The following is a 22,205-nucleotide window of genomic DNA, read 5'->3' on the forward strand; positions in this document are numbered from 1 at the left end:
CATGAACAAACCGGATCCAAGCGTGACGACAAGCGGCGAACAGGCGGGCGCGGAGTGTCCCTACTGCGGGTCGACGAACACGGTCCGTGAGCACCCGAAAGGGCCGTCGCTGTGCCGGTCGATGCACTACTGCAACGGCTGCGAACAGCCCTTCGAGAAGTTCGAGTAACCCCCGGATCACCACCAACCCCGTCACGAACGCATCCCTCGCGTAGCCGTCCGTCTCGAGAGCACGGAGTCGCTCCTCGAGCAGTCGCTCCCGGTTTCTCAGGCGTTCTGACGATTGCAAGAGGCGTACCCGATCGGGTCGACTGGCGCTTCGAGCGCGTTCCTCGGCGACCCAGAACGCTACGCTTGTCAGTCAGCCGGCTCGATCGCGACGGCACCGACGCGTCATTCGAAGTTGATGTTCACGTTCTTCGCCTGGGTGTACTCCCGGACCGCCTCGTAGCCCTGTTCGCGGCCCTCGCCGCTTTCCTTGACGCCGCCGAACGGCGTCTGCGGGAACGTCACCGGGTACTCGTTGACGCTGACCATGCCGTACTCCAGCTCCTGGGCGAAGCGGTGGGCCCGCGAAAGGTCGTTCGTCCAGACGCCGGCGAGCAGGCCATAGGGCGAGTCGTTGGCGACCTCGAGGGCTTCGTCCTCGTCTTCGACCTCGATCACCGACAGCACGGGGCCGAAGATCTCCTCGCGGGCGACAGTCATCTCGTTCGTGACGTCGGTGAGGACGGTCGGCTCGAGGAAGTATCCCTCCGGTTTGTCGGCGGGAATCTCGCCGCCGGTCGCGAGGGTCGCTCCCTCCTCGAGACCGATCTCGACGTACTCCATGACCTCCTCGCGCTGGGCCTCGCTGACCAGCGGCCCCATCCGGGCGTCGTCGTCGATGCCGTCGCCGAGTGGGGTCGCCTCGGCACCGGCGACGACCTGCTCGACGACCTCGTCGTGGACGTCCTCGTGGACGACCAGCCGGGAGCCGGCCCAGCACATCTGGCCGGCGTTCATGAAGATGCCGTAGTGGACGCCCTGGGCGGCGGCCTCGAGGTCGGCGTCGGGGAAGATAATGTTCGGTCCTTTCCCACCCAGCTCGAGGGTGACGCCGGTGACGTTCTCGGCGGCCTGGCCCATGACGCGCTTGCCGATCTCGGTGCTGCCGGTAAAGGCGAGGTGGTCGACGCCCGGGTGTTCGGCGAGTGCGTTGCCGGCGACGCTGCCACGGCCCGGCACCACGTTGAGGACGCCGTCGGGGAGGCCGACCGCCTCGGCGGCTTTCGCGTAGTACAGCGCCGACAGCGGCGTCTGGCTCGAGGGCTTGACGACGGCGCTGTTGCCACAGGCAAGCGCCGGCGCGAGGCTGCGGCCGGCGAGCTGGAACGGGTAGTTCCAGGGGACGATGTGGCCGGTGACGCCGACGGGTTCGCGGACGGTGAAATCGAGCCGGTCGCCGGGGACGGGAATCTGACTCCCCTCGAGTTTGTCGGCCCAGCCGGCGTAGTACCGGAACGTGTCGATCACCATCCCGACTTCCATCTTCGCCTCGAACAGCGTCTTGCCGTTGTCCCGGGACTCGACGAGAGCGATGTCGTCTTTCCAGGCTTCGATCTGCTCTGCGAGCTGGTGCATGTAGGAAGCACGCGCTGCCGGCGCGAGTTCGCACCACTCGCTTCCCCGCGAGACGGCCGCCTCGGCGGCGTCGACCGCCGCGTCGACGTCTCGGTCGCTCGCGGCCGCGACCGTCGCGTAGGGGACGTCCGTGGCCGGATCGACCGTCTCGATCGTCTCGTCGGTCTCGCCGTCGGTCCATTCGCCGTCGATGTAGCAACTCGTCGGTCCGTCGTAACTCATGCGTCCGTTCGGAGGGACCGAGCAATGTTATACGTTTATATTTCGACCCCGTTCCGGCGGTCGTGTGATACGGAAAACAGTGTGACTCGCTGTAGTTTTATGTCGATTCCGAACGTCGGTGGGAGTATAGACATGGACGCCGAAGCCTTCTTCGAAGGGATGCCCTTCGCATCGCTGCTTGGTATCGACGTGACCGAATGCGCCGACGGTCACGCCGAGGGCTCCCTCGAGATGACAGAAGAGCTCTCCTGGAACGAGGATCGGCTCATGGCCCACGGCGGGGTCACGTTCACGCTCGCCGACACCGTCGGCGGCGCGGCGCTCGTCTCACTCGTCGATCGGCCGGTGCCGACGATCGACATGCGAATCGACTACCTCGAAGCCGGCACGGGCGACCTCTACGCCGAAGCCGACGTGCTCCGGTGTGGGGACGACGTCGGAACGGTCGACGTCGAGGTCTACGCGGCGGAGGACGAGACGCCGGTCGCGGACGCTCGAGGCGTCTACAAGACCGGTTAGCAGTTTTCGATCCGAGATCGCCCGCGTTACCGAAGTTCGGGAGCTACCTCGTCGCCGAGCCGACGCACGCACTCGATCATCTCCTCGGTGCCGACGCCGGGGTGGTAGGTCCGGAGGATGACGTGGACGTCGTCGCCGACGGCTTCGCGGTAGGCCTCGAGGTCCTCAAGTACCTGCCCGGGTGTGCCGAAGATCGCCTGTGCTTTCAGCTCCTGTTTGCGCTCCTCGTCGAGTTCGTCGACGGACTCGCCGGAGAAGATCTCCTGGTAGCGTCGCTGGAGGTAGAGGTAGCCGTCGCACATGGTCTCCCAGGCCTCCTCGCGCGAGTCGCCGACCCAGCCGTGCTGGAGAACGTAGACGGTGAAATCGTCCTCGAGGCCTTCCTGCTCGCGCACGGTCCGGATGTCCTCGACGCGCTTGCGAACGCCCTCGACCGAGAGCGACGAGGGGGCACACCACCCCTCCGCCGTCCGGGCCGCACGCCTGACTGCGGGTTTGGCCGCGCCGCCGAGCATGATCGGCACCTCGCCGCCGACCGGCTTGGGCGTGATCGAGACGTCCGTCGGCACGTCATAGAACTCGGCGTCGTACGCGAGTTCGCCCTCGCTCCAGGCCCCTCTGAGGAACGAGACGAGGTCTGCGAGGCGAGCGGCGCGTTCCGCTCGCGGGACGCCGAAGACGTCGAACTCCCGCGGGTTCGAGCCGATCGCCAGCCCGAGCGTGAGCCGGCCGGCCGAGAGCAGGTCGACGGTGGCGGCGTCTTCGGCCAGCCGGATGGGGTCATACAGCGGACCGAGCGCGACACAGGAGCCGATCTCGAGGTCGTCGGTGACGGCGGCCATCGCCCCGAGCGTGGGCATCGTCGCCGAGAGGTAGCCGTCGTCGGCGAAGTGGTGTTCGGAGACCCACGCGCTGTCGAGCCCCGCGTCCTCGATCTCACGGGTCAGCGTCAGTATCTCGTCGTAGCGTTCGCTCGCCTCGCGGTCGTCGTCGGGCCGTCGCTGGGCGGTGAACAGACCGGTCCCGAGTTGCATACGGAGTATCTCCGTCCGAACGTTCATAACGGTTGGTGATGGCGCGGGTCGTCTGCTGTGAGTCGGTCCGCGATCAGTGATCGACGACGGTGATCTCCTCGATCGGCCACTGGCTCAAGATCTCGACGCCGTCTTCGCGGACGACGACCATCTCCTCGACGCGCACGCCCTGGCGATCCGCGGGTTCCTGGGTCTCGACGGCCATTGTCATCCCTTCCTCGATCTCGATGGGGTGCTCCGGCGAGAGGCCGCGCCAGATCAACGGCACTTCGTAGAGCTGTAGCCCGAGCCCGTGGGCCCAGTGGTTCGTCGTCAGCTGCCAGTGCTCGTCGGCGTCGTAGACGTCAGCGTGCTCGCCTTCCATGTCCGGAAAGCCCGTCGCGATCTCGTCGGTGGTCGCGCCGGGCTCGATACGCTCTAAGACGTCGTAGAGGTTGTCCCGGGCGGTCTCGTAGGCCTCCCTTTGCTCCCGGGTGGGCTCGCCCATGCTGAAGGTACGATAGTAACACGAGCGGTAGCCCAGATACCCGACGTTGTAGAAGTCAGCGTAGACGAGGTCGCCGGGGCGGATCATCCGGTCGGTCGTGTTCGCCTGATGTTTCGGCCACGTGTTCGGCCCCGACGTGAGGTAGCCGCCGCCGACGAACGCGCCGTGGCGCCAGAGTTCGCTCACGGCTTCGCCCCAGACCTCGGTCTCGCGCATGCCCGGCCTCGCGGTCTCCGTGATTTTCTGAAACCCCGCCTCGCAGATCGCCGCGACCATCCGCAGACACTCGATCTCGTCTTCGGTCTTTACCTTCCGGGCGTCTTCCATGATCGCGGTGCAGGTCTCGACGTCGGTTTCGAGGCCCTGGTTCTCGAGCGCCGAGACGAGCGCCTGATTGCCGACGTCGACACCGAGTGTCTCGTCGGCGACGCCGTACTCGGTCATCGCCTCGTTGACGCCGTCGGCCATCGTCTCGAGCAGAAACCGGCGGGCGGAGTCCCGACCCGAGGCCCGCGGGACGTTGCCCAGGCCGGGGCAGGCGTAGCGGATGTCAGAGAGCCACGGGCAGTTCGCCCGCTGGTTGCTCGCGTGGTCGGCGGTGTCCCAGTGGACGACGTCGCCTTCCTCGGTCAACAGCGTGTAGTGGTCCGCGCCGCTGCCGCCGGTCATCGCCAGCCCCGTGACGTAGCGGATGTTCGGATCAGAAAGCAGCAACATCGCCCCGAGGTCGGTCTCCTGTAAGCGCTCGAGTGCCCGTTCGCGCCGTTGCTCGCGCAGCCGCCTGACGTCGATCCGCTGTTCCCAGTCGACGGCCTGGGTCCCCAGCGTTCCCTCCATGAAGCTTCGCTCGTGGAATGACATGTATGATCGTACCAACCCGGGCGCAGGGCTAAACTGTACCGCTTTCGGCCGATCCATCCGGGACAGCTACGACGAGTCGCCCCGGTTCATCGCTACCAACGCGCCGCCAGCGAGTGCGACCATCGCGACGGCCCACACCACCCAGAGCACGGGATCCTCTAGCCGATAGACGACGAACAGCGTCACGCAGAACAGGGCAGCCAGCGCGCCGACCGCGTGTGTGTCGTCCATCTCGAGCGAGCGGTGCGCAGGCGACGATAAAAAGCGTTCCGCCGAACCGACACGTCTAGACGGGCTCGAGCCCCTCCTCCTCCCGAAGCACGTTGACGTACGTGCGGAAGCCGGACTCGAGGTCGTACTGGGCCTCGTAGCCGAGGTCTTCCTGTGCTGCGGTCATGTCGAGGTTCTGAGTCCAGGGCAGTTCGCCCTCGTCTGAGACCTCGACGTCTGCGTCGGGTACGATCGACGCGACAGTCTCGGCGGCCTCACGAACCGTCGCGAGGACGCCTCGGACGTTGTAGACTCGCTGGGTGAGCGCTGTCTCGGGCGTGAAGGTAGCCAACCGGAACGCCTGGGCGACGTCTTCGACGTGTTGCCAGTCGATTTCCTGGTCGCCGTAGTCGACGCTGTAGGACTCGCCGAGGGCGGGTTGTTCGACGATATTCGCGAGGAAGGCGGAGCCGCCGGTCTCGCGGTAGGGACCGTAGGCGACCGTCGGCCGGAGCGCGACGTGGTCGAGTCCGTAGTCCTCGTGGTAGACCCGCGCCTGGTGTTCGTTGTACTCCTTGGTCGCGCCGTAGAGGGTGTCGGGGTAGACGAGTTCGTCTTCGTCGACCCAGTCGGCGTCGTAGTTCTCGGGTGGCGCGTACGCCGCGGCCGAGGAGGCCCACGCGACGCGTTCGACCTGGTCGTCGAGGATGCGTGCGGCCTCGAAGACGTTGTTCGTGCCGACGACGTTGACGTTTGCTGCGGCTCGAGGCTCTTTCCGTGCCGCGGTCGTCAGCAACGCCGCGAGGTGGACGATATGGGTCGCTTTCGTCTCCTTGACCGTGCGGATCACGTCGGTCGGCTCGGAGACGTCGCCGCCTCGCACCTCGACGTCGTCGGCGACGCCGAGGTTCTCGAGGATCTTGGTGTCTCTCGAGCGGTCGTAGGCCACGACGTCGTGGCCGTGTTCGAGCAGGTCCTGTACCACGTAGGAACCGATGAAGCCGGTTCCGCCGGTGACGAGTACCGTGTCGTTGCTCATACGTCAGTCGTACTGGGCTCGGTGGTGATCTGTCCGTCGGTTCGTCCGGTCGCGCGATCGATCGTGGGGACTACTCATGAAGTCCCCCGATCGAGTCGTAGAACGAGGACGAAAGCGTCTCGGCCATGTCCTCTTCGCGGTCGATGCGAACGTCGAGGACGTGGGGGACATCCGCCGCTTTGCCTTCCTCGAGGGCGTCGGCGAGTTCGTCAGGGGTCGTTATCCGGGTGCCGACCGCGCCGAAAGCCTCAGCGACGCTCACGAAGTCGGTGTCGTGAAACTCCACGCCCGCGATATCCTCGTCTTCGCTTTGCATCTGGCGAACCATCCCGAGGCTCGTGTCGTTCAAGACGACGACCGTCGGGGCCACGCCGTATTCGACGGCGGTCTCGACGCTCGTCATCGTCATCGCGAAGCCGCCGTCGCCGGCGACGGCGATCACGTCCGTGTCGGTCGAGAGTTCCGCGGAGACGGCAGCCGGGACCGACCACCCCATCCCGCCGACGCCGCCGCTGCCGAAGTAGGTGCGGACGGCGGGCGTCTGCAGGTAGTACAGCAGCCAGAAGCGGTTGTTGCCGGAGTCAGCAGTGACGATGGTGTCCTCGTCGACGACCCGCTGGATTTCTTTAACCGCGCGCTGGGGTTTGATCGGACTCGAGTCGTCCTCGCACTCGGACGCGGTGAACCACTCGCGGGCCTCGGCCGCGCGCTCTGTCGCCCAGTCGTTCGATGCGCTGCCGGCCTCGGCGAGTGCCGCCAGACACTCTGTAGCGTCGCCGATTAACCCCACGTCGGCCGGATAGACCCAGCCAGCGTTTCGCGTGTCGACGTCGGCGTGGATGATCGTCTGCTCGCCGGGCCGGACGAATCCGGGTGCCTGCCAGTTGGTGTCCATCGGGTTCAGCCGACAGCCGACCACGAGCAGCGTGTCCGCCTCGCTGACGACCCGGTTCGCTCCTTCGTGGCCGAACGAGCCGATGACGCCGGCGGCCCGCTCGTCCGTCTCGGGGAACGTCGACTTTCCGAGGTAGGAGGTGGCGACCACGCAGTCGTACGTCTGCGCGACGGCCGCGAGCTCGTCGTAGGCTCCCGCGGCGTGGACGCCGTCGGAACGGCGTTCCGACGAGCCCCCGCTCGCTGCGCTCGCGTGGACGCCGTTTCCGGCGACGATGACTGGTCGGTCGGCGTCCTCGAGCGCCTCGACCGCCGCCGCGACGTCGTCGTCGGTCGGCGCGGCGTCCCACGTCCGCGTCTGCTCGGTCGGCTCCCACGTGGGCGGAATCGGCTCCTCGGGGACGTCGTCGGTGATTGCGTCCCCGTCGAGGATGACCGCCGTTGGACCAGGCCGACCCGCGACGGCGTGTTTGAATGCCAACTGGACCGATCGGAGGGTCTCGGTGGGCGTCCGGGGGAACCACCACTCCTCGGCCACGCCGTCTAAGACGTTCGGGAGGCTGATGCCGCCGTAGTCCCCGCGGGCCTGCTGATACGGCGCGAGCGTCGAGTACTCGCCCCGCTCTGAGGCCTCGGTGAGGACGACCATCGGCGAGGACGCGAGCCGACTTTCCATCTGACCGATCATCCCGAGACTACCGATCCAGGGACCCTGACCGGCCAACACCCCGGGGTTCCCGGTGAGTCGGCCGTACATCTCCGCCATTACGCTCGCCTCGCGTTCGTCGCGTGGCCGGACGAACTCGATGTCTGACTCGGGGAGGTGATCGAACAGTTCGATCACCCGCCCACCCGGGTAGCCGAAGACGTACTCGACGCCGAGTTCCTCGAGCGTCTCGACGAGTTCGGCGGCCGCGGTCGTCATTCGCCGTCGTCGACGTGAACCGTCTCCTCGACGATCATTCGTGGTCCCGCACCGACGTCGACGAACTCAGCGGCGTCTTCCTGGACGGCCCGGCCGACCTCCGACCGGAACGCCTCGCCCAGTGCCTGCTCGCTCTCGAAGGTGAGCTCGAGGACGCCGTCGTACTCGACCGACTCGGGATCGGTCGGGACCGAGGTGCTGTAGCGAACCAGTCCCGGAAGCTCGCGCGCGATCTCGGCGTGTTCGCCCTGCCAGCGCGCGAGAAACTCCTCGTGGCTGTAGCCGTCTCTCCGGACGAGCAACTCGACCAGTTTGATCATGCAGTTCACACCGTCGGGAGCGGGTGACTTTGCTCTATCGGTGTCTCTCGATTCGCCGTCCCGACGGCCTCGCGTCGCCGAAAGCGTGCCCGATCGCGACGCGGCTGTTCGGCTCTTCAAAACACCTAAGTTCGCCTTCTCCCTCGGGTTCGAGCATGAACGAGGGGACACGGACGATAAATGCGGTCGAAACCGCGTTCGACATCGTCGAACATCTGAAGGAGGTCGACGGTGCCGGCGTCACCGAGTTGGCGACGGAACTCGACCTCGCGAAGAGCACCGTTCACAACCACCTCGCGACGTTATACTCGAAGGGATACGTCGTCCGCGACGGCGACACCTACCGCGTGGCGCTTCGGTTTCTCGATCTCGGGAACTACGCTCGCGAGGAGGATCCACTCTACCAGGTCGGCCAGGAGAAAGTCGACGAGCTGGCCGCAGAAACCGGCGAGAAAGTCTGGATCCTGGCCGAAGAACACGGCAGGGCCGTTCACCTCTACGACGCGTCGGGCAAACGGTCGGTCCGAACCTACGCCCGCACCGGCCAACTCAACTACCTCCACCAACTCGCTGCGGGGAAAGCAATTCTCGCATACCTCCCGGACGAACGGGTTATGGAGATCATCGATCGATACGGCCTCCCCGCCCGCACCGACGACACCATCACCGACCCCGACGAACTCCGGGCAGACCTCGAGCGGATTCGTGAGCGAGGCTTCGCACAGAACCGTGAGGAGTCCATCCCTGGACTCCACGCCGTCGGAGTGCCGATTACGGATGAAGACGGTGTGGCGATCGGATCGCTAAGTCTCTCCGCGCCGGCGAAACGGCTTCGGGGAGAGCGATTCGACGAGAAGATCCCGAACCTGCTGCTCGGCGTCGCAAACGAGATCGAGATCAACATGGCGTACATCTAACCAGGCGTTCGCATGTTGCGAACGGTTTCGAGCCGTACCGTTTCGCCGCCGTCGGCTCGACGAACCGAATTGGCCGCCGACGCCGGACGATACACTGGTTCCACGGCGACCGCGACGTCACTTTCGTTCCCGCCTGCCGAACGGCTATGGGTAGCCATTACGAGTGTATGTATGTAATACGTTCATTGCTATCGGATACCATAACTAGCGGAACGCATTAGTTACGTTGTCCGTTACGGACCGGGTTTCGACGGTGGCCGAGACTGGAACCCGTTGCCAACTGCCGTGTCCGTCGCATTACACTCGTATATCTGTAACTCAATGTCAGGTCCAGAATTATATTTTAAGATATGTGTTATAGGAATGCATGATGGTATTAATATATTTATTCAGTTACAGTGGTGGCATACTACGTTTCAAGCTCGAGCCGATCACGGACGAAGACGGTTCGACCGGGACGTTTACCGGCCTCGAGTTTTCGGAATGGGGTTCTCGCACACTATCGGCTGTCGGATACGGCGCTGGCTGACTGAAGAGGGGCTCTTCCTCCAGAATACGGCCTTACTGCCACTTCCTCGGCGTTAGGCCAGTTGACCGCCGGTTTCTATAAAATCCCATACCTATTCATCTATCTGTCTGATCTGATACTGTTCAATTTACACACGGATGTGAGCAGACGCGTCATTCGAGGATACGTCCGAAACGGCAGGCTCAGTTTTCGGTCTCGCGCTCGCGCAGATCCAGCCGTCGGATCTTCCCGGTCGAGGTCGTCGGCAGCTCCGCGACGAACTCGATGTGGCGTGGATACTCGTACTCGGCGAGGTTCTCCCGGACCAGTTCTCTGATCTCCTCTCGGAGCGTCTCTGGGTCGAACTCGTCGACGGCGGGCTGGACGTACGCCTTGATCGCCTCGCCTCTCGTCTCGTCGGGTACGCCGACGACGCCGGCCTGTTCGACCGCGTCGTGCTCGAGAATCGCCGATTCGACTTCCATCGGACCGACGCGATAGCCGCTCGTGAGGATGACGTCGTCGGCCCGCGAGTGAAACCAGAGGTAGCCGTCCTCGTCGCGGGAGACGAGGTCACTCGTCAGGAACCAGCCGTCATCGGTTTGTTTTGCGGCCGTCTTCTCGGGCAGTCCCCAGTACTCGTCGAAGAAGATCCGCCGATCGTCGGGTTTCAGGGCGAGTTCGCCGACCTCGCCCGTCGGCACCTCCTCGCGCGTCTCCGGATCGAGAACGGTTGCCTCGTAGCCCGGCAGCGGTTTGCCCATGCTTTCAGGGCGGGTCTCGAACCAGTTCGAGGAGTTGGCGACGACGAGATTCAGCTCCGTCTGTCCGTAGACCTCGTTGATCTCGAGGTCCGCGAACGACTCGTCGGCCCACTCGAGGACCTCCGGGGTCAGCGGCTCACCGACGGAGGCGATCGTCTCGAGTGTGAGGTCGTACCGATCCTCGGGATCGTCGACGTTCATCAGCATTCGGATCGCTGTCGGCGGCATGAGCGCCTTCGAGATACCGTGGCGCTCGAGCAGGTCGAACGCCTCCTCGGGATCGAAACTGTCGCGTGGCCAGCCGACGATCGTGCAGCCGTTGTGCCAGGCCGCAAACAGCGTGCCCCCCAGCGCAGCTCCCCAGGCCCAGTCCGCGGGCGTCCAAAGCGTCGCGTCGTGCAGTCCCTGGTCGAAGTAGTTGTACGCAGCGGCCGCACGACCGAGCCACAGCGCGTGGCTGTGTAAGACGCCTTTCGGCGGCCCGGTCGACCCGCTCGTGTACATGATCGCCGTCGGCGTCTCCGGCGTCGCGTCGTAGACGTCGATCCCCGGCTCGTAGTCGGCCACGAGGTCGTCGAACGCGTCGGCGTCGCCTGCGACGTCGTCCGCCGATCCCAGCTCGACGACGTGCTCGAGGTCGGGACAGTCTCCGCGGATCGCCTCGACCGTCTCGCGAACGTCGGGGTCGACGACGACCGCCGTCGCACCGCTGTCCTCGAGGCGGTACTGGAGCGCATCCGGGCCGAAGAGGACGGTCAACGGCACCGAGATTGCCCCGAGCTTCCAGTTCGCGAGGTGGGTCAACGGGTTTTCGGGTTTCTGCGGGACGACGACCCCGACACGGTCGCCCTCCGCGACGCCGAGGTCGGCGAGTGCGGCCGCCAGGCGGTCGGATCGCTCGTCGAGGTCACGAAACGTGTACGTCTCGAGACCTGCCGGAGACTCGTATCGCAACGCGACCCGATCGGTGTCGTCGTGTTTCCGCAGGAAGTCGACGGCGGGGTTGAACTCCGCTGGAAGGTCCCACTCGAACTCCTCGCGTGCCTGCTCGTACCGATCGTACGTCGGCATGACTCGCCACGTCATTGGCTAGTTCGTTTCACTGCTGTGACTTAGAGCTTTTTGACATCCTCCAGCGCCGAAAGACGCGGGAATCCACGAAGTGGATAGCAACTCACACACCGGTAGCGTTCGTCGGGTTTCGGAGTGCCGTCTCTGACAAATCAACATTCTAATATTTCGACAGTATGATAATATATATGATGTATTTGTGGTGTCTGGGTTCGGCGTTTTCCGTATCGAAACCGGGGCCCGCGTCGGTTCAGCACAGCACGTACCGAATGTCGAATCAGTGAGGCGTGTGTGTCGCCTGCGTCGTGTTTCGGAGCGTTCGGAGAAGTCGATCTCCGCCGGATCAGTCGCTCGAGCTGAAGCAGACGCTGCAGGCTGGTATTCGTCGACCGCCGAGCCGTGACAGCGAACAGTTAGCATACCAGTTCGTGAACGGAGCCACGGTCGCCCGCTGTGACGCACTCTCGCCGGCTCGTCGCTAGACCTCTCTTTAAGAAATGAAATCTCTTGGAGAGACATATTATCGTATTGATTATGTCGCTCTCTCGTCTCGCCGCGTGGTCACGGACTCCCGGTACATTCCTTGAGGTGGTCGGGTTCTGTCGTCGATAGCCAGTTCCGGGAGCTGGCTCCGGGAGTGTATCGACACGGCCTCTCGGACGCAGCCTTGCTGTGCGACGTTTCGTGTACAAGCAGACGAACTATCCCGGCAGGTGCCAGACTGTCTACACGACATGGACCGACCTGAATTCACCGACAGCGGCGACAGCTTTACGGAAACGATCCAGTCCAGAACGGGACTCGACTCGCGTGAGGCGGCACAGGACGCCATCGTGGCCACACTCTGGACACTCGGGGAGTGTATCCCGGAGCCGCGAGCGAGGGCCATCGCCGAGGACCTCTCAGACGAGTTCAAGACAGCGCTCGTCGACGCAGGCGGTACGGAGGAGGTGTTTCCGATCGACGAGTTCCTTGATCGGGTGAACGACCGCGAACGCCGCTCGGATCACATCGACGAACCGGCCGCGTCGACGCACGTCGGATCGGTAATGGACGCGCTCTCGAATCGGATCGACCGGTCCGTCTGGCTCTCCGTGCTCGCTGGACTTCCACCGGAGTACCAACAGCGGTGGGGGGAGCGGTCGCCAGTCGGCGACCTCTCGGGATGAGGTCGCCGACGATCCCGAGAAGGTCGTGACTGATCGTGCTCATCCGAGGATGTCAGTCATACTGTCGATCATGGACCGGTGAACTGGTGTGTGCCAGAACCGGCGTTGCAGCGCATGTCAGCCCGCCCGCTCTCGCGGGTGGGTTACGTATGTATGACCGACAGTATCATCAGACCCAGACCTTCACATCACATATACATACCACATGATTCCGAAAAGAAGTCAAATACAGGCTCGTTGACGACTCATATGGGATGAACGACCTCACCGGGTTCCAACGTGATCTGCTGTACGTGATTGCAGGTGCTGACCAGCCGTCCGGTCAGGACGTCAAGGACGAAGTCGAAGCGTACTACAGCGCCGAAATCAATCACGGTCGCCTGTACCCGAACCTCGATACGCTCGTCAACAGGGAGTTGGTCGAGAAAGGACAGCTCGATCGCCGAACGAATTACTATGCCATCACCGATGCCGGTGAGAAAGAACTCGAGAAGCGGCGGGAGTGGGAGAACCAGTATGTAGAGGCCTAACGTGCGACGCGTATTCGGTTGCAGCGTACGTTCACCGAACCCGACGTTTTCATCGAAGAGAAGGCTTATACCGAGAGAATAGCCTCATCGGAGTATGTCGAGCGAGACCGACGACAACCTATCAAACCTCGTTACCATCGTTGGGAGAGGCGTGCCTTCGAACTACGAAATCACCGTCGACGGCGACATCGAGCTAGCGGATGCGGACCCACTCGAGGAAGCGACCGTCGTCACAGACCACTCCGCCGAGGGTGCAGTCGATACCGGCGTGATGCGGTTCCAGTTCTCCGGCCAGCTGGCAAACGTCCACGTTGTCGACTGGAACGGTGTCTCCGCGCTGGAATCGTCGAGCACACCGGAAGTCCACATCGACTACGGTGCATCCGCTCGAAACGAGAGCGACTACTGACGACGAAGGTTTCTTGCTCTCCGCATCCGGATACGTAGGACCCGAGGGTACAGGAGAAAGGAGTGTCGCAGGGAACCCCCATTTGACGTCCTCCACACGGCTGAGCCGTGGGATTCCTCCGTGGGCAATCCGGCCAGCAGATTACCCCGGCTGTGAACTTGCGGGTTCGCCGACGCTGGTTTGGTCGGTCGGACTCGACTGTTCCCCAAACCGAGCGGGTGTCCAGTCGTGTCCGTTCCACTCCCAGTACGCCCCATCGGAGGGTGCGTCCCTGTCGCGTCCAGCGGACAGGGCGGCGGGCCGCGCCATCGGCCCCTCCAACATCTTGGAGCAAATTCCACGCCCCGACGATGTCACTGTGGGCGTCCAACCCACAATCGTGACATCGGAACGAATCACCATCTCTCGACGCCTTTTCGCTTCCACACGCTGGACACTCACTGCTCGAATGAGCCTCGCTCACGTGCTCGACGCTGAGTCCAATATCGCCGAGTGTGAGCTCGAGTCGGTCGACGAGCTGTCGGTATGACCAGAACGCATGGGTTTTCTCGTTCACCGCTGCCGACCAGTGCGTGTCCAGCACGTCGGTGAGATCGCCGACGTAGACGGTGTCGACGTTGCGTTCGAGCAGCCAGTCTGCTGCGTGTTTCACCGCGGCATCCCGACTATGGTCGCGTTTCTCCCCACGTTTGTCGTACACGCGCTGCATCCGCTTGCTCGTATACTGGCCGTCGGGGAGTGTCGATTGCAACTGGGCAATCAGATCGGACAGGATCTGGAAGCGTTCAAACTCGGGTCGAGCGTGATAGACTGCGGTGTCTCCAGTGGTGGTGACGATCGCGAGCGTGTTGTTCGCGCCGATGTCGATCGCACCAGAGTGCGTCGTGTTCTCCGTTTTGAGTGTGTGAGTGAGGGCATCCCGTCGCTGTTCGCGTAGTTGGTCTGGCCGTATGCGAACCGGATGCGTGACACGAAGTCTATCTGCTGGGTCGTCGTAGACGAGTTCCAACCGCGCATCGTCACCATCCCACTGCGGGTTGCCGCGGACTTCGAGTGTGATGCGTTCCTGGTACTCGAAGTCGTACTTCGCTTCGAGTGCGTCACCGACGCCGAACTCCAAGGTACTCCGATTTTCGTCCCAGTCGAGGGTGTAGAGGTCGTTGCGGACGAGGCCGTGAAGTTCGTAGCCGTCGTCGCGGTTCCCCCAGTATCCGGACGGGGACGGTTTTTCGGTGACCGTCGGGTCCGAGTCGTCGTGGTATTTCTCGAGGAGGCGGAAGTGGCTTCGCCATGCGTCACTGTTCTTCCGGGCGACTTGCTGGCACGCAGCCTTCCCGAGTATCGGGGCGTACTCGTCGTACAGATCAGTGTACTCGGCGTCCCAGACGTCGCCGTCGTCATCGAAGTACTGCTGTCTGCGTCTCCAGACGCTTCGCGTCTGGATGGCCCACCAGAACTTCGTTCTGGGGACGTCGGTAGGTGATCTGGTTCCACAACGGAACGTGGGCGGCCAACCACTCGAACAAACACTGCCGATACCGGTCACTGGTGGGTTCGGCAGTGTACTCGTTCGTGCGTTGTGGTCGGTCGCTCACATCTAACATGTCGGTTTCTAGTACTGTAAACGTTGGGATTGCGGTCGGGCAACGGTGTCGTGGTTGTCTTCAGCAGTGACGGATTCATCCGCACGACTACAGTCGTGGGCATTCTCCTGTTGTTCCTGTAAGTTCAGAAACTCCCCTTCGGCTGGATTATCCAGCCGCTTGCGTCGGTGAGCAAGCGCTAATTTCCGCTCGTAGAAGCCGTAACTGTAGAACTACTCTTTCTCCATTCGCCCCGAGATACGTTGTCACCGAGCGTCTCCTTACTCCCCGTCGTCGAGCACCGCCAGTCGGGAGTCCCGGAGGAGGACCTTCTTCACAATCGACGGGTTCTCGAGCAGCCGGTGTTTCGCGTGAGCGCCGCGGCCACGGCCACGCCCCTCGCGTTCGGACTGGATCACGTTGAGGAAGTTCTGTTCCTGAAGGATTTCCTGGACGCGACGTTCCGAGAGGACGTCGAAATCGAGCTGGCGGGCGACTTCCTTGTACTGGTTGTAGATAATCTTCGTCGGAAACTCCTTTTCGGTGCTGTTTTCGGTCAAAAGTGTCAGAGAATATAGAATCGCTTTGGCTTGTTGGGGCGACCCTTCGATCAGTTCGTTGAACCGGTCGGCTTCAGTCTTCTCTTTCGCGTCGCGGACGTGATCAGCGGTGACGCGGGCGTCGTTTTGCTTTTTGGCGATCCGGCCGGCGTTTCGAAGGATATCGATCGCCTTGCGTGCGTCGCCGTGTTCCTGGGCTGCGAGTGCCGAGGTCAGCGGGATCACGTCGTCGGCGAGAACGCCGTCGTGGAACGCGTCACGACGTTTCTCCAGGATTTCGACGAGCTGGTTCGCATCGTACGGCGAAAAGACGAGTTCGTCGCGCGAGAGGCTCGATTTGACCCGTTCGGAGAGATGATCCGGGAAGTCGATCTTGTTCGAGATACCGACGATGCCGATGCTCGCGCTCGATATTCGGCGGTTCTCGCCCGCTCGAGAGAGTTTTCGGAGCACCTCGTCGTCCTCGAGCATGTCGATCTCGTCGAGGATGACGATCGTGACGTCGGTACAGCTGTCGACGGCCTCCCAGAGTCGTTTGTAGTAGTCACCTGTTCCGAGACCCCGGTCGGGAACGCCGACCCCACTTTTGCCGGGTTCGTTGACGATCTGGGCGATCGTCTTGACGATCGACGCCTCGGTATTCTGTTCTCCGCAGTCGATGAAGGCGTACTTGACCGTGACGCCGTCGCGTTTGGCCTCCGAGATCACACGTTTGGTGACCGACCGGGAGATCAACGACTTGCCGGTGCCGGTCTTCCCGAAGATGAATAGGTGGTTGGGCTCGCTTCCAAAGATCGCCGGGTTCAACGCGTCCGCCACTCGTTGCATCTGCTCGTCGCGTCCGACGATCCGGTCCGGGCCGGGGAGGTGGGTGATCTCGAGTAGTCGTTCGTCAGCAAAGACCGGATCGTCGTATCGAAAGAGCGGATCGCGGTCGTCGTCCGCAGCCATTGTCGTCTTCCTTTCTACCAGACCGGGATAAAGCCACGGGGATCGATCGCGGATGTAAATGCCGTCGTTGAGTGACTCGAAAAACGGGCTAAGTGGGGGAAGACGGGAGCACACGCTGACCGCTATCCTCGCGTTTCTAACGGTGACACCGAGCGTGTGACGGACCACCTGATCTCTGGTCGGATTCCGGGCAACTGGCACCGACACCCCCGTCGCGGGTGTAACGGCCGTCGTTCGATCGAATCCATGTCCTCGCCGAGTCGAGCGTATCGATCGTCATCCCACCTCGAGTGGCCGACGTGTCCGAGATAGGAAGAACCGTCGCGTCGAACGGCCGGCAAACGTCGGTTCGAGCAGGTACTGACCCGCTCTCCGGTCGAGTGTGGTACACACACACCCCCATCGCGGATGTAACGGGTTCGAACGTGGGTGAGTCAGGAACTCGGGTGGTTTCGAAGGGGAGACCGCTTAGTGACGCGAGTTTACATCCGCGATGGTGGTGTGTTCCGGTAGAAGACCACCCCAGGCGTGGACGGCCTTACAAACGCGAGGGTGGTGTGTCCCCGTCTCAAACCGCTGATCACAAGCAATAGCCACTCCATATCTCTCATATTATAATGTATTCTTATATCATATATGGTTTACATCACGTATACACACAACATATAGTCAGTGGGATAGTCAAAAGAACGCCTCGAATCGGCGAGATCGACCGGCAAAACGTTTTTCGGGACCGATTACCAGTCAGAACGTTCGAGTACGACTGCGATAACTATGCATCCAATTCGCGTAGCGTAGACGCATGTCACAGTCGAATAACCCGGAGATGCACGTTGGCTGTCCACGGTGTAACGCCACCGTGAACGCGACCGTCCCACCAGGTCCCGGCATCGACGGTTCCCGAACCGACGAGGAAGACCGGCTTCGGGGAACGGAAACAGCCTGCGATCACTGCGGGCACGAACTCGAGTTATACTACTACTAGGGATACCAGAACCATATCCACCTGATCCCTCCCGGCGTTCGCGCGGTGGGTGAAGCCGACCCCGTAAGAGCGCAGGAACGAGGCCGTCTCGAGCCGTCGAGTCGTTCTCTCGTAGATCGACCGCGTTTTCCGGGCGTGGTAAAGACTCGACCCCACCGAACGTAGTTTGGGAATGTTCCACGTGAAAGCGGACGAAGAATCATCGATCAGCATTGTCGGAGCGGTTGTGTCGAGTAATCGATCGAAGCTCGCACTCGATACCAGCAATACATGCCGAATGATACCATCCAACGAGATGTACTGATAGAACGACTCTCGAGACGACCACTGGAATCGGTACCAGTCGGAACCTACGCTGTACGTCCGCCTGCAAGGATTCTCTTCGGCCGCCAGCATACGATCGTCGTCACGGTAGTCGACGACGACGACTCCTGCAATTTACCAGAAGTTATTGCATTAATATTCTATATTGGATAGAATAGGAAGCTTTTGCACCTTTCGATGTCGTTATGCTCCCTGTATATTGAAGTAAACGTGGATGACAGACGACAGACACAGCCGTCGAAAGTACTTGAAATACGCAGGTCTGCTCAGTGCAGTCGGATTTGCAGGATGTCTCGGTGGGGACGAAGAACCGAGTGACGACCAGAATGCCGAACCGGACGACGATGGGCAAGACGACTCGGGATCGGACGACGACGCAGGTGAGGAAGACGAGAACAGAGTCATCGTCGCGCCGGACGGCAACTGGTCGTTCGAGCCAGAGGAACTCACGATCTCGGTCGGCGAAACGGTGACGTGGTACTTCGACGCGCCGGGTCACAACGTGTCGTCCCATCCCGATGGATCGGACGTAAACGAAAATCCGGACGGTGCGGAGCCGTTCGCTTCCTACGAGGGAGAGAATCACTTCGACCTGGACGAGCCGGGTACGGAGTACGAACACACGTTCGAGGTCCCAGGTGAGTACACGTACGTGTGTACCCCCCACGACGGAAGTATGATCGGCACGATAATCGTCGAAGAGTAAACAGCGTTCTTCGGTATTGGCAGACGATCAACCCGTTGTTCGAACGGTATCGACGATGGTAGCCGCTCGTGTCGGCTCGAGCACCGACTGCTGTTCGTCGACGGAGTCAGTGCACGATCGATGAAATACACAAACTAGAATATATTCTACGAATGGTATGTATCGACATCGTGATCACGTGCTAACAGCTATCAGTGACGACGTGGTACGTCGCCTCGCATGGCGCTACAACGGATGCTACGCGGCGACCCTGCGAAGAATTCGACGCTGTACCTGCTCGTGGGCGTCCTCTCGTTGGTGAAAGCGATCGCAGTGCGGGACGACCGTGATCGGTTCCGACGAGAGCTACTTGACGCCGGCCTGTTTATTGGCGTCGGACTCGCTCTGCGACGGTACAGCACGCTCAAAGAAGAAAAGCGCGACGAACTACGCGAGACCGTTCCCGACTGGGTAACGGGAGAGCCAGGCGAATCGACAGGCCTGACCGAACTGGCGCGGAGTCGGTTGGAACGCGAGCCCGAGCCCGAACCGACGATTCGAGACCGAGCCATGAACTTCGTCGGCAACCAGCGATAAGCGATCAGGCGAGGATCGGCTCGAGTTCGGCGGTGAAGTGGCGCAACTCGGGGATGGCAGACTCGCTCTCGATTCGCAGCCCCCGAACGTCGTCGCCGTTTTCGAGGACCGCGGCGGCGGTGTCGACGACGTGTTCCAGGTGCTCGCGGTGGTACGTTCGCCTCGGAAGTGCGAGCCGGACGAGTTCCGGACGGTCGGCGTCGGGAAAGGCGAAGCTCCCGAGTTCGACGCCCCGAACTCCGCCCTCGCGGTAGAGTTCACAGACGAACGCCTGGCCCGGAAACTCCGATGGAGCGAGATGTGAAAGCGCCGTCTCGGCGTCGACGTAGACCGCGTGTCCACCCGTCGGTTCGTAGATCGGGACTCCCGCGTCCGTGAGCATCTCTCCGAGCGTCCGGACCTGCTCGAGGCGGTCCTCGACGTAGGCCTCCTCGACGGCCTCGCGGAGCCCGACGGCCATCGCCGCCAGGTCCCGGCCGGCCATCCCGCCGTAGGTCGGAAACCCCTCGTAGAGGATCCCCCGTTGCTTGCACGTCTCGTACAGTGACGGGTCGTCTGTCGCGACGAAGCCGCCGGCGTTTGCGAGTCCGTCTTTTTTCCCGCTCATTACCACGGCGTCGGCATACGAGAGCTGTTCGCGAGCGATTTCTGCGACCGATACGTCGGCGAATTCGGGCTCACGACGCCCGACGAAGCAGGCATTCTCCGCGAATCGGCAGGCGTCGATCACGAACGTCGCATCGATCTCGTCGGCGAACGCACGGACCCGGCGGGTGTTCTCGACGCTGACCGGTTGTCCGGCCGCGGAGTTGTTCGTAATCGTCTGGATCACGACCGGAACTGCATCCGGGCCGACGTCGTCGACGACCGCGCGGGCGCACTCGAGCGAGACGTTCCCGTCGAAAGGGCTACCGTCGTCGGGATCGAACGCACCTGCGGCCGGACAGTCGACCGGCTCGGCTCCCTGATTGGCGACGTGAGCCCGCGTCGTATCGAAGTGGGTGTTGTTGAGTACGACATCGCCGTCCTCGAGCAGGCCTCCGTAGAGGACGTTCTCGGCACCTCGACCCTGGTGGGCCGGCACGACGTGAGAAAATCCCATCACGTCTGCGACAGCTTCCTCGAGGCGCTCGAAGCTCCGGGAGCCGGCGTATGCTTCGTCGCCACGGATCAACGCGGCCCACTGGGCGTCGCTCATCGTTCCCGTTCCGCTGTCGGTCAGCAGATCGATGTAGACGTCCGCAGCGTCGAGATTGAAGACGTTGTAGCCGGCGGCCTCGAGGTTTCGCTCTCGAGTCTCGCGATCGGGTAGCGTGATGCGCTCGACCATCCTGGATTTGTAGGCGACCATACCCTAGCTAGAACGGACGAACAGTTCAAATCGAGTGTCGAACGCTGATCGCCACACGACTGTACTGGCGGCGAGCCGACGGACCGGGCGGTTGATGGACGGATCCAGCCACATACTGTCGGTCATACCGACGTGAACACGGCTGGTGACAGCACGGCCAGACACACGTTCAACGGCTGGATCAACCGGACACCAGCTCACAGGTCCATGACCGACAGTATAACTGTCACCCGTTTCGGCTGTCGCGTTACGCGTCGCCACACCGACTCGGTCCGTCGAACCGGTAGCTCGGGTGGGTTGCTCCGCTGGCCCATCGAACGATCGGTCCGTCAAGGATTTACGCCGATCGGTCGAACGGTCAGCTATGAAAGTCGAATTCGACCGCGAGACCTGTATCGGCATGTACCAGTGCGTCGCCGAGTGGGACGCCTTCGAGGAGGATACTACCGCCGGCAAAGCCGTCCTCGAGGGAAGCGAGGAAGTCGAAGACGGGATCTTCGTCCGCGAGGTTCCCGACGACGCCGAACTGGACGCGAAGTTCGCCGCTCGAACCTGTCCCGTCGACGCGATCACGATCTACGACGACGACGGCGAACAGCTGATCCCCTAATGCCGACCGCGTCGAACGACGGCGTCTCGCTGTACTACGAGACCGCCGGCGACGGCGACGTCGTCGCGTTCGTCCCCGAGGCCGGCCTCGGTGGCTGGTCGTGGGGGTGGCAACACGCCGCCCTCGCGGGCCCCTACGAAGTCCTCGTCACCGACCTTCGGGGCACCGGTCGGTCTGACACCCCACCCGGTCCCTACGACCTCGAGATGCTCGCGGCCGATCTCGAGGCCGTCCTCGCCGACCACAGAACGCGTACCGCCCACGTCGTCGGTGCCGGCCTCGGCGGGGCCGTTGCGCTTTCCGCTGCGCGGATCTCGAACCGGGTCGAGACGCTCACGCTGTTTGGCACCGGCGCCCGCGCTGAAGCGTTCGACCTCGAGCCATTGTTCGCCCCACCGGACGATCCCGACGCCCTCTATCGCTCCCTCGAGACTGCGTTCTCGGCCGACTTCCGGGAGCGCCAGCCCGACGTCCTCGAGGGGATCGTCGACTGGCGCGTCGACGGTGACGCCACCCGTGACGGCTGGGAATCACAGATCGCTGCTCTCGAGAACTTCGACGCCACCGATTGGGGGTACGAAGTCACCCAGCCGACGCTGGTCTGTCACGGGACGGCAGACGACCTCGTGTCCGCCGCTTCGGGTCGCGAGCTTGCCGATGCGCTCCCTCGCGGCGAGTTCGAACCGCTCGAGGCGGGGCATCTCTGTTTCGTCGAGCAATCGCGCGTCGTGAACGACCGGTTGATAGGCTGGCTCGAAGCGCATACCGTTACGGGATGAGAGTCGCGGGATCGGACAGCAAGGATTAACTATCGGCCTCCGTTTCTCTTACTCGAGGGCCCTTAGCTCAGTCTGGTAAGAGCGCTCGGCTCATAACCGAGTGGTCGATGGTTCGAATCCGTCAGGGCCCATCCAGATTCTGCATGATTCTGAGCCACCGGAATCACAGGTTACAACGCCTACAGCGCTCATTTTCCAAACTCCGGTGGTGGTCGAACCGTGAGTCGTATTTGGGGTTCATCCAGCTGCTAGACGGGGATCGCTGCCATCGTGCCTTC

The 22,205-nt window shown here is 62.6% G+C and carries 21 protein-coding genes, 1 tRNA gene and 1 pseudogene; 12 read left to right on the forward strand and 11 right to left on the reverse strand.

The window, feature by feature from the left end:
* Position 1 precedes the first annotated feature (1 nt).
* Positions 2-169 (forward strand): 1,2-phenylacetyl-CoA epoxidase subunit PaaE, encoded by a 168-nt coding sequence (gene paaE, locus QQ977_RS15080; protein ID WP_285926592.1) that lies wholly within the window; start codon positions 2-4, stop codon positions 167-169.
* A gap of 224 nt (positions 170-393) precedes the next feature.
* Here paaE and QQ977_RS15085 read toward each other — a convergent pair whose 3' ends face one another.
* Positions 394-1,845, reverse strand: coding sequence for an aldehyde dehydrogenase family protein (locus QQ977_RS15085; RefSeq protein ID WP_285926593.1), 1,452 nt, complete (start codon positions 1,843-1,845; stop codon positions 394-396).
* A 132-nt stretch (positions 1,846-1,977) separates the two neighbouring features.
* Between QQ977_RS15085 and QQ977_RS15090 the strand changes: the two genes are divergently transcribed.
* A complete protein-coding gene (locus QQ977_RS15090) occupies positions 1,978-2,364 on the forward strand; it encodes a PaaI family thioesterase (protein WP_285926594.1) in 387 nt (128 codons plus the stop codon).
* 26 nt (positions 2,365-2,390) lie between these two features.
* On the opposite strand, the gene QQ977_RS15095 is transcribed toward QQ977_RS15090, so the two are convergent.
* From QQ977_RS15095 to QQ977_RS15120, 6 genes are all read right to left on the reverse strand, one after another.
* Positions 2,391-3,398 (reverse strand): LLM class flavin-dependent oxidoreductase, encoded by a 1,008-nt coding sequence (locus QQ977_RS15095; protein ID WP_285926595.1) that lies wholly within the window; start codon positions 3,396-3,398, stop codon positions 2,391-2,393.
* Positions 3,399-3,471: 73 nt separating this feature from the next.
* Entirely contained in the window at positions 3,472-4,746 is a 1,275-nt protein-coding gene (locus QQ977_RS15100) for a M24 family metallopeptidase (RefSeq protein ID WP_285926596.1), read from the reverse strand.
* Between the two features lie 66 nt (positions 4,747-4,812).
* A complete protein-coding gene (locus QQ977_RS15105) occupies positions 4,813-4,977 on the reverse strand; it encodes a hypothetical protein (RefSeq protein WP_285926597.1) in 165 nt (54 codons plus the stop codon).
* Between the two features lie 55 nt (positions 4,978-5,032).
* Positions 5,033-5,995 carry an NAD-dependent epimerase/dehydratase family protein gene (locus QQ977_RS15110; protein ID WP_285926598.1) on the reverse strand — a complete coding sequence of 321 codons (963 nt, stop codon included), beginning with the start codon at positions 5,993-5,995 and terminating at the stop codon, positions 5,033-5,035.
* A gap of 70 nt (positions 5,996-6,065) precedes the next feature.
* Positions 6,066-7,814 carry a thiamine pyrophosphate-binding protein gene (locus QQ977_RS15115; protein ID WP_285926599.1) on the reverse strand — a complete coding sequence of 583 codons (1,749 nt, stop codon included), beginning with the start codon at positions 7,812-7,814 and terminating at the stop codon, positions 6,066-6,068.
* Positions 7,811-8,134, reverse strand: coding sequence for an EthD family reductase (locus QQ977_RS15120; protein WP_285926600.1), 324 nt, complete (start codon positions 8,132-8,134; stop codon positions 7,811-7,813). Before QQ977_RS15120 ends, QQ977_RS15115 begins: the two co-directional genes overlap by 4 nt.
* A 155-nt stretch (positions 8,135-8,289) precedes the next feature.
* On the opposite strand from QQ977_RS15120, the gene QQ977_RS15125 reads away from it, so the two are divergent.
* Complete coding sequence (locus QQ977_RS15125; protein WP_285926601.1) at positions 8,290-9,051, forward strand: IclR family transcriptional regulator; 762 nt, start codon at positions 8,290-8,292, stop codon at positions 9,049-9,051.
* Positions 9,052-9,762: 711 nt separating this feature from the next.
* Here the strand turns inward: QQ977_RS15125 and QQ977_RS15130 are convergent.
* Positions 9,763-11,409: an acyl-CoA synthetase gene (locus QQ977_RS15130; RefSeq protein WP_285926602.1), complete on the reverse strand. Its 1,647-nt coding sequence runs from the start codon at positions 11,407-11,409 to the stop codon at positions 9,763-9,765.
* Positions 11,410-12,128: 719 nt separating this feature from the next.
* Here QQ977_RS15130 and QQ977_RS15135 point away from each other — a divergent pair.
* From QQ977_RS15135 to QQ977_RS15145, 3 genes are all read left to right on the forward strand, one after another.
* Positions 12,129-12,563 carry a DUF2267 domain-containing protein gene (locus QQ977_RS15135; protein WP_285926603.1) on the forward strand — a complete coding sequence of 145 codons (435 nt, stop codon included), beginning with the start codon at positions 12,129-12,131 and terminating at the stop codon, positions 12,561-12,563.
* 254 nt (positions 12,564-12,817) lie between these two features.
* Positions 12,818-13,093, forward strand: coding sequence for a PadR family transcriptional regulator (locus QQ977_RS15140; protein ID WP_285926604.1), 276 nt, complete (start codon positions 12,818-12,820; stop codon positions 13,091-13,093).
* Between the two features lie 94 nt (positions 13,094-13,187).
* Positions 13,188-13,502, forward strand: a complete 315-nt coding sequence (locus tag QQ977_RS15145; RefSeq protein WP_285926605.1) for a hypothetical protein — start codon at positions 13,188-13,190, stop codon at positions 13,500-13,502.
* A 141-nt stretch (positions 13,503-13,643) separates the two neighbouring features.
* Here QQ977_RS15145 and QQ977_RS15150 read toward each other — a convergent pair.
* Together QQ977_RS15150 and QQ977_RS15155 are read right to left on the reverse strand one after the other, a co-directional pair.
* A pseudogene (locus QQ977_RS15150) lies at positions 13,644-15,097 on the reverse strand (transposase).
* Between the two features lie 269 nt (positions 15,098-15,366).
* Positions 15,367-16,596: a Cdc6/Cdc18 family protein gene (locus tag QQ977_RS15155; protein ID WP_285926606.1), complete on the reverse strand. Its 1,230-nt coding sequence runs from the start codon at positions 16,594-16,596 to the stop codon at positions 15,367-15,369.
* Positions 16,597-17,398: 802 nt separating this feature from the next.
* Between QQ977_RS15155 and QQ977_RS15160 the strand changes: the two genes are divergently transcribed.
* From QQ977_RS15160 to QQ977_RS15170, 3 genes are all read left to right on the forward strand, one after another.
* The gene (locus tag QQ977_RS15160) at positions 17,399-17,581 is read left to right on the forward strand and encodes a hypothetical protein (protein WP_285926608.1); all 183 of its coding nucleotides are present in this window, start codon (positions 17,399-17,401) and stop codon (positions 17,579-17,581) included.
* A gap of 538 nt (positions 17,582-18,119) precedes the next feature.
* Positions 18,120-18,611, forward strand: coding sequence for a plastocyanin/azurin family copper-binding protein (locus QQ977_RS15165; protein ID WP_285926610.1), 492 nt, complete (start codon positions 18,120-18,122; stop codon positions 18,609-18,611).
* Between the two features lie 219 nt (positions 18,612-18,830).
* Positions 18,831-19,187 (forward strand): hypothetical protein, encoded by a 357-nt coding sequence (locus QQ977_RS15170; protein ID WP_285926611.1) that lies wholly within the window; start codon positions 18,831-18,833, stop codon positions 19,185-19,187.
* Positions 19,188-19,191: 4 nt separating this feature from the next.
* Here QQ977_RS15170 and QQ977_RS15175 read toward each other — a convergent pair whose 3' ends face one another.
* Entirely contained in the window at positions 19,192-20,538 is a 1,347-nt protein-coding gene (locus QQ977_RS15175; protein WP_285926613.1) for a tryptophanase, read from the reverse strand.
* A gap of 364 nt (positions 20,539-20,902) precedes the next feature.
* Here QQ977_RS15175 and QQ977_RS15180 point away from each other — a divergent pair, with 364 nt between their 5' ends.
* The 3 genes from QQ977_RS15180 (at position 20,903) to QQ977_RS15190 (ending at position 22,058) form a co-directional block, all read left to right on the forward strand.
* Positions 20,903-21,148 carry a ferredoxin gene (locus QQ977_RS15180; protein WP_285926614.1) on the forward strand — a complete coding sequence of 82 codons (246 nt, stop codon included), beginning with the start codon at positions 20,903-20,905 and terminating at the stop codon, positions 21,146-21,148.
* Complete coding sequence (locus QQ977_RS15185; RefSeq protein WP_285926615.1) at positions 21,148-21,927, forward strand: alpha/beta fold hydrolase; 780 nt, start codon at positions 21,148-21,150, stop codon at positions 21,925-21,927. Before QQ977_RS15180 ends, QQ977_RS15185 begins: the two co-directional genes overlap by 1 nt.
* Positions 21,928-21,983: 56 nt before the next feature.
* Positions 21,984-22,058: transfer RNA gene (locus QQ977_RS15190), tRNA-Ile, on the forward strand.
* Positions 22,059-22,205: the final 147 nt, after the last annotated feature.

Source organism: Natrialbaceae archaeon AArc-T1-2 (assembly GCF_030273315.1).
Lineage (GTDB): Archaea > Halobacteriota > Halobacteria > Halobacteriales > Natrialbaceae > Tc-Br11-E2g1.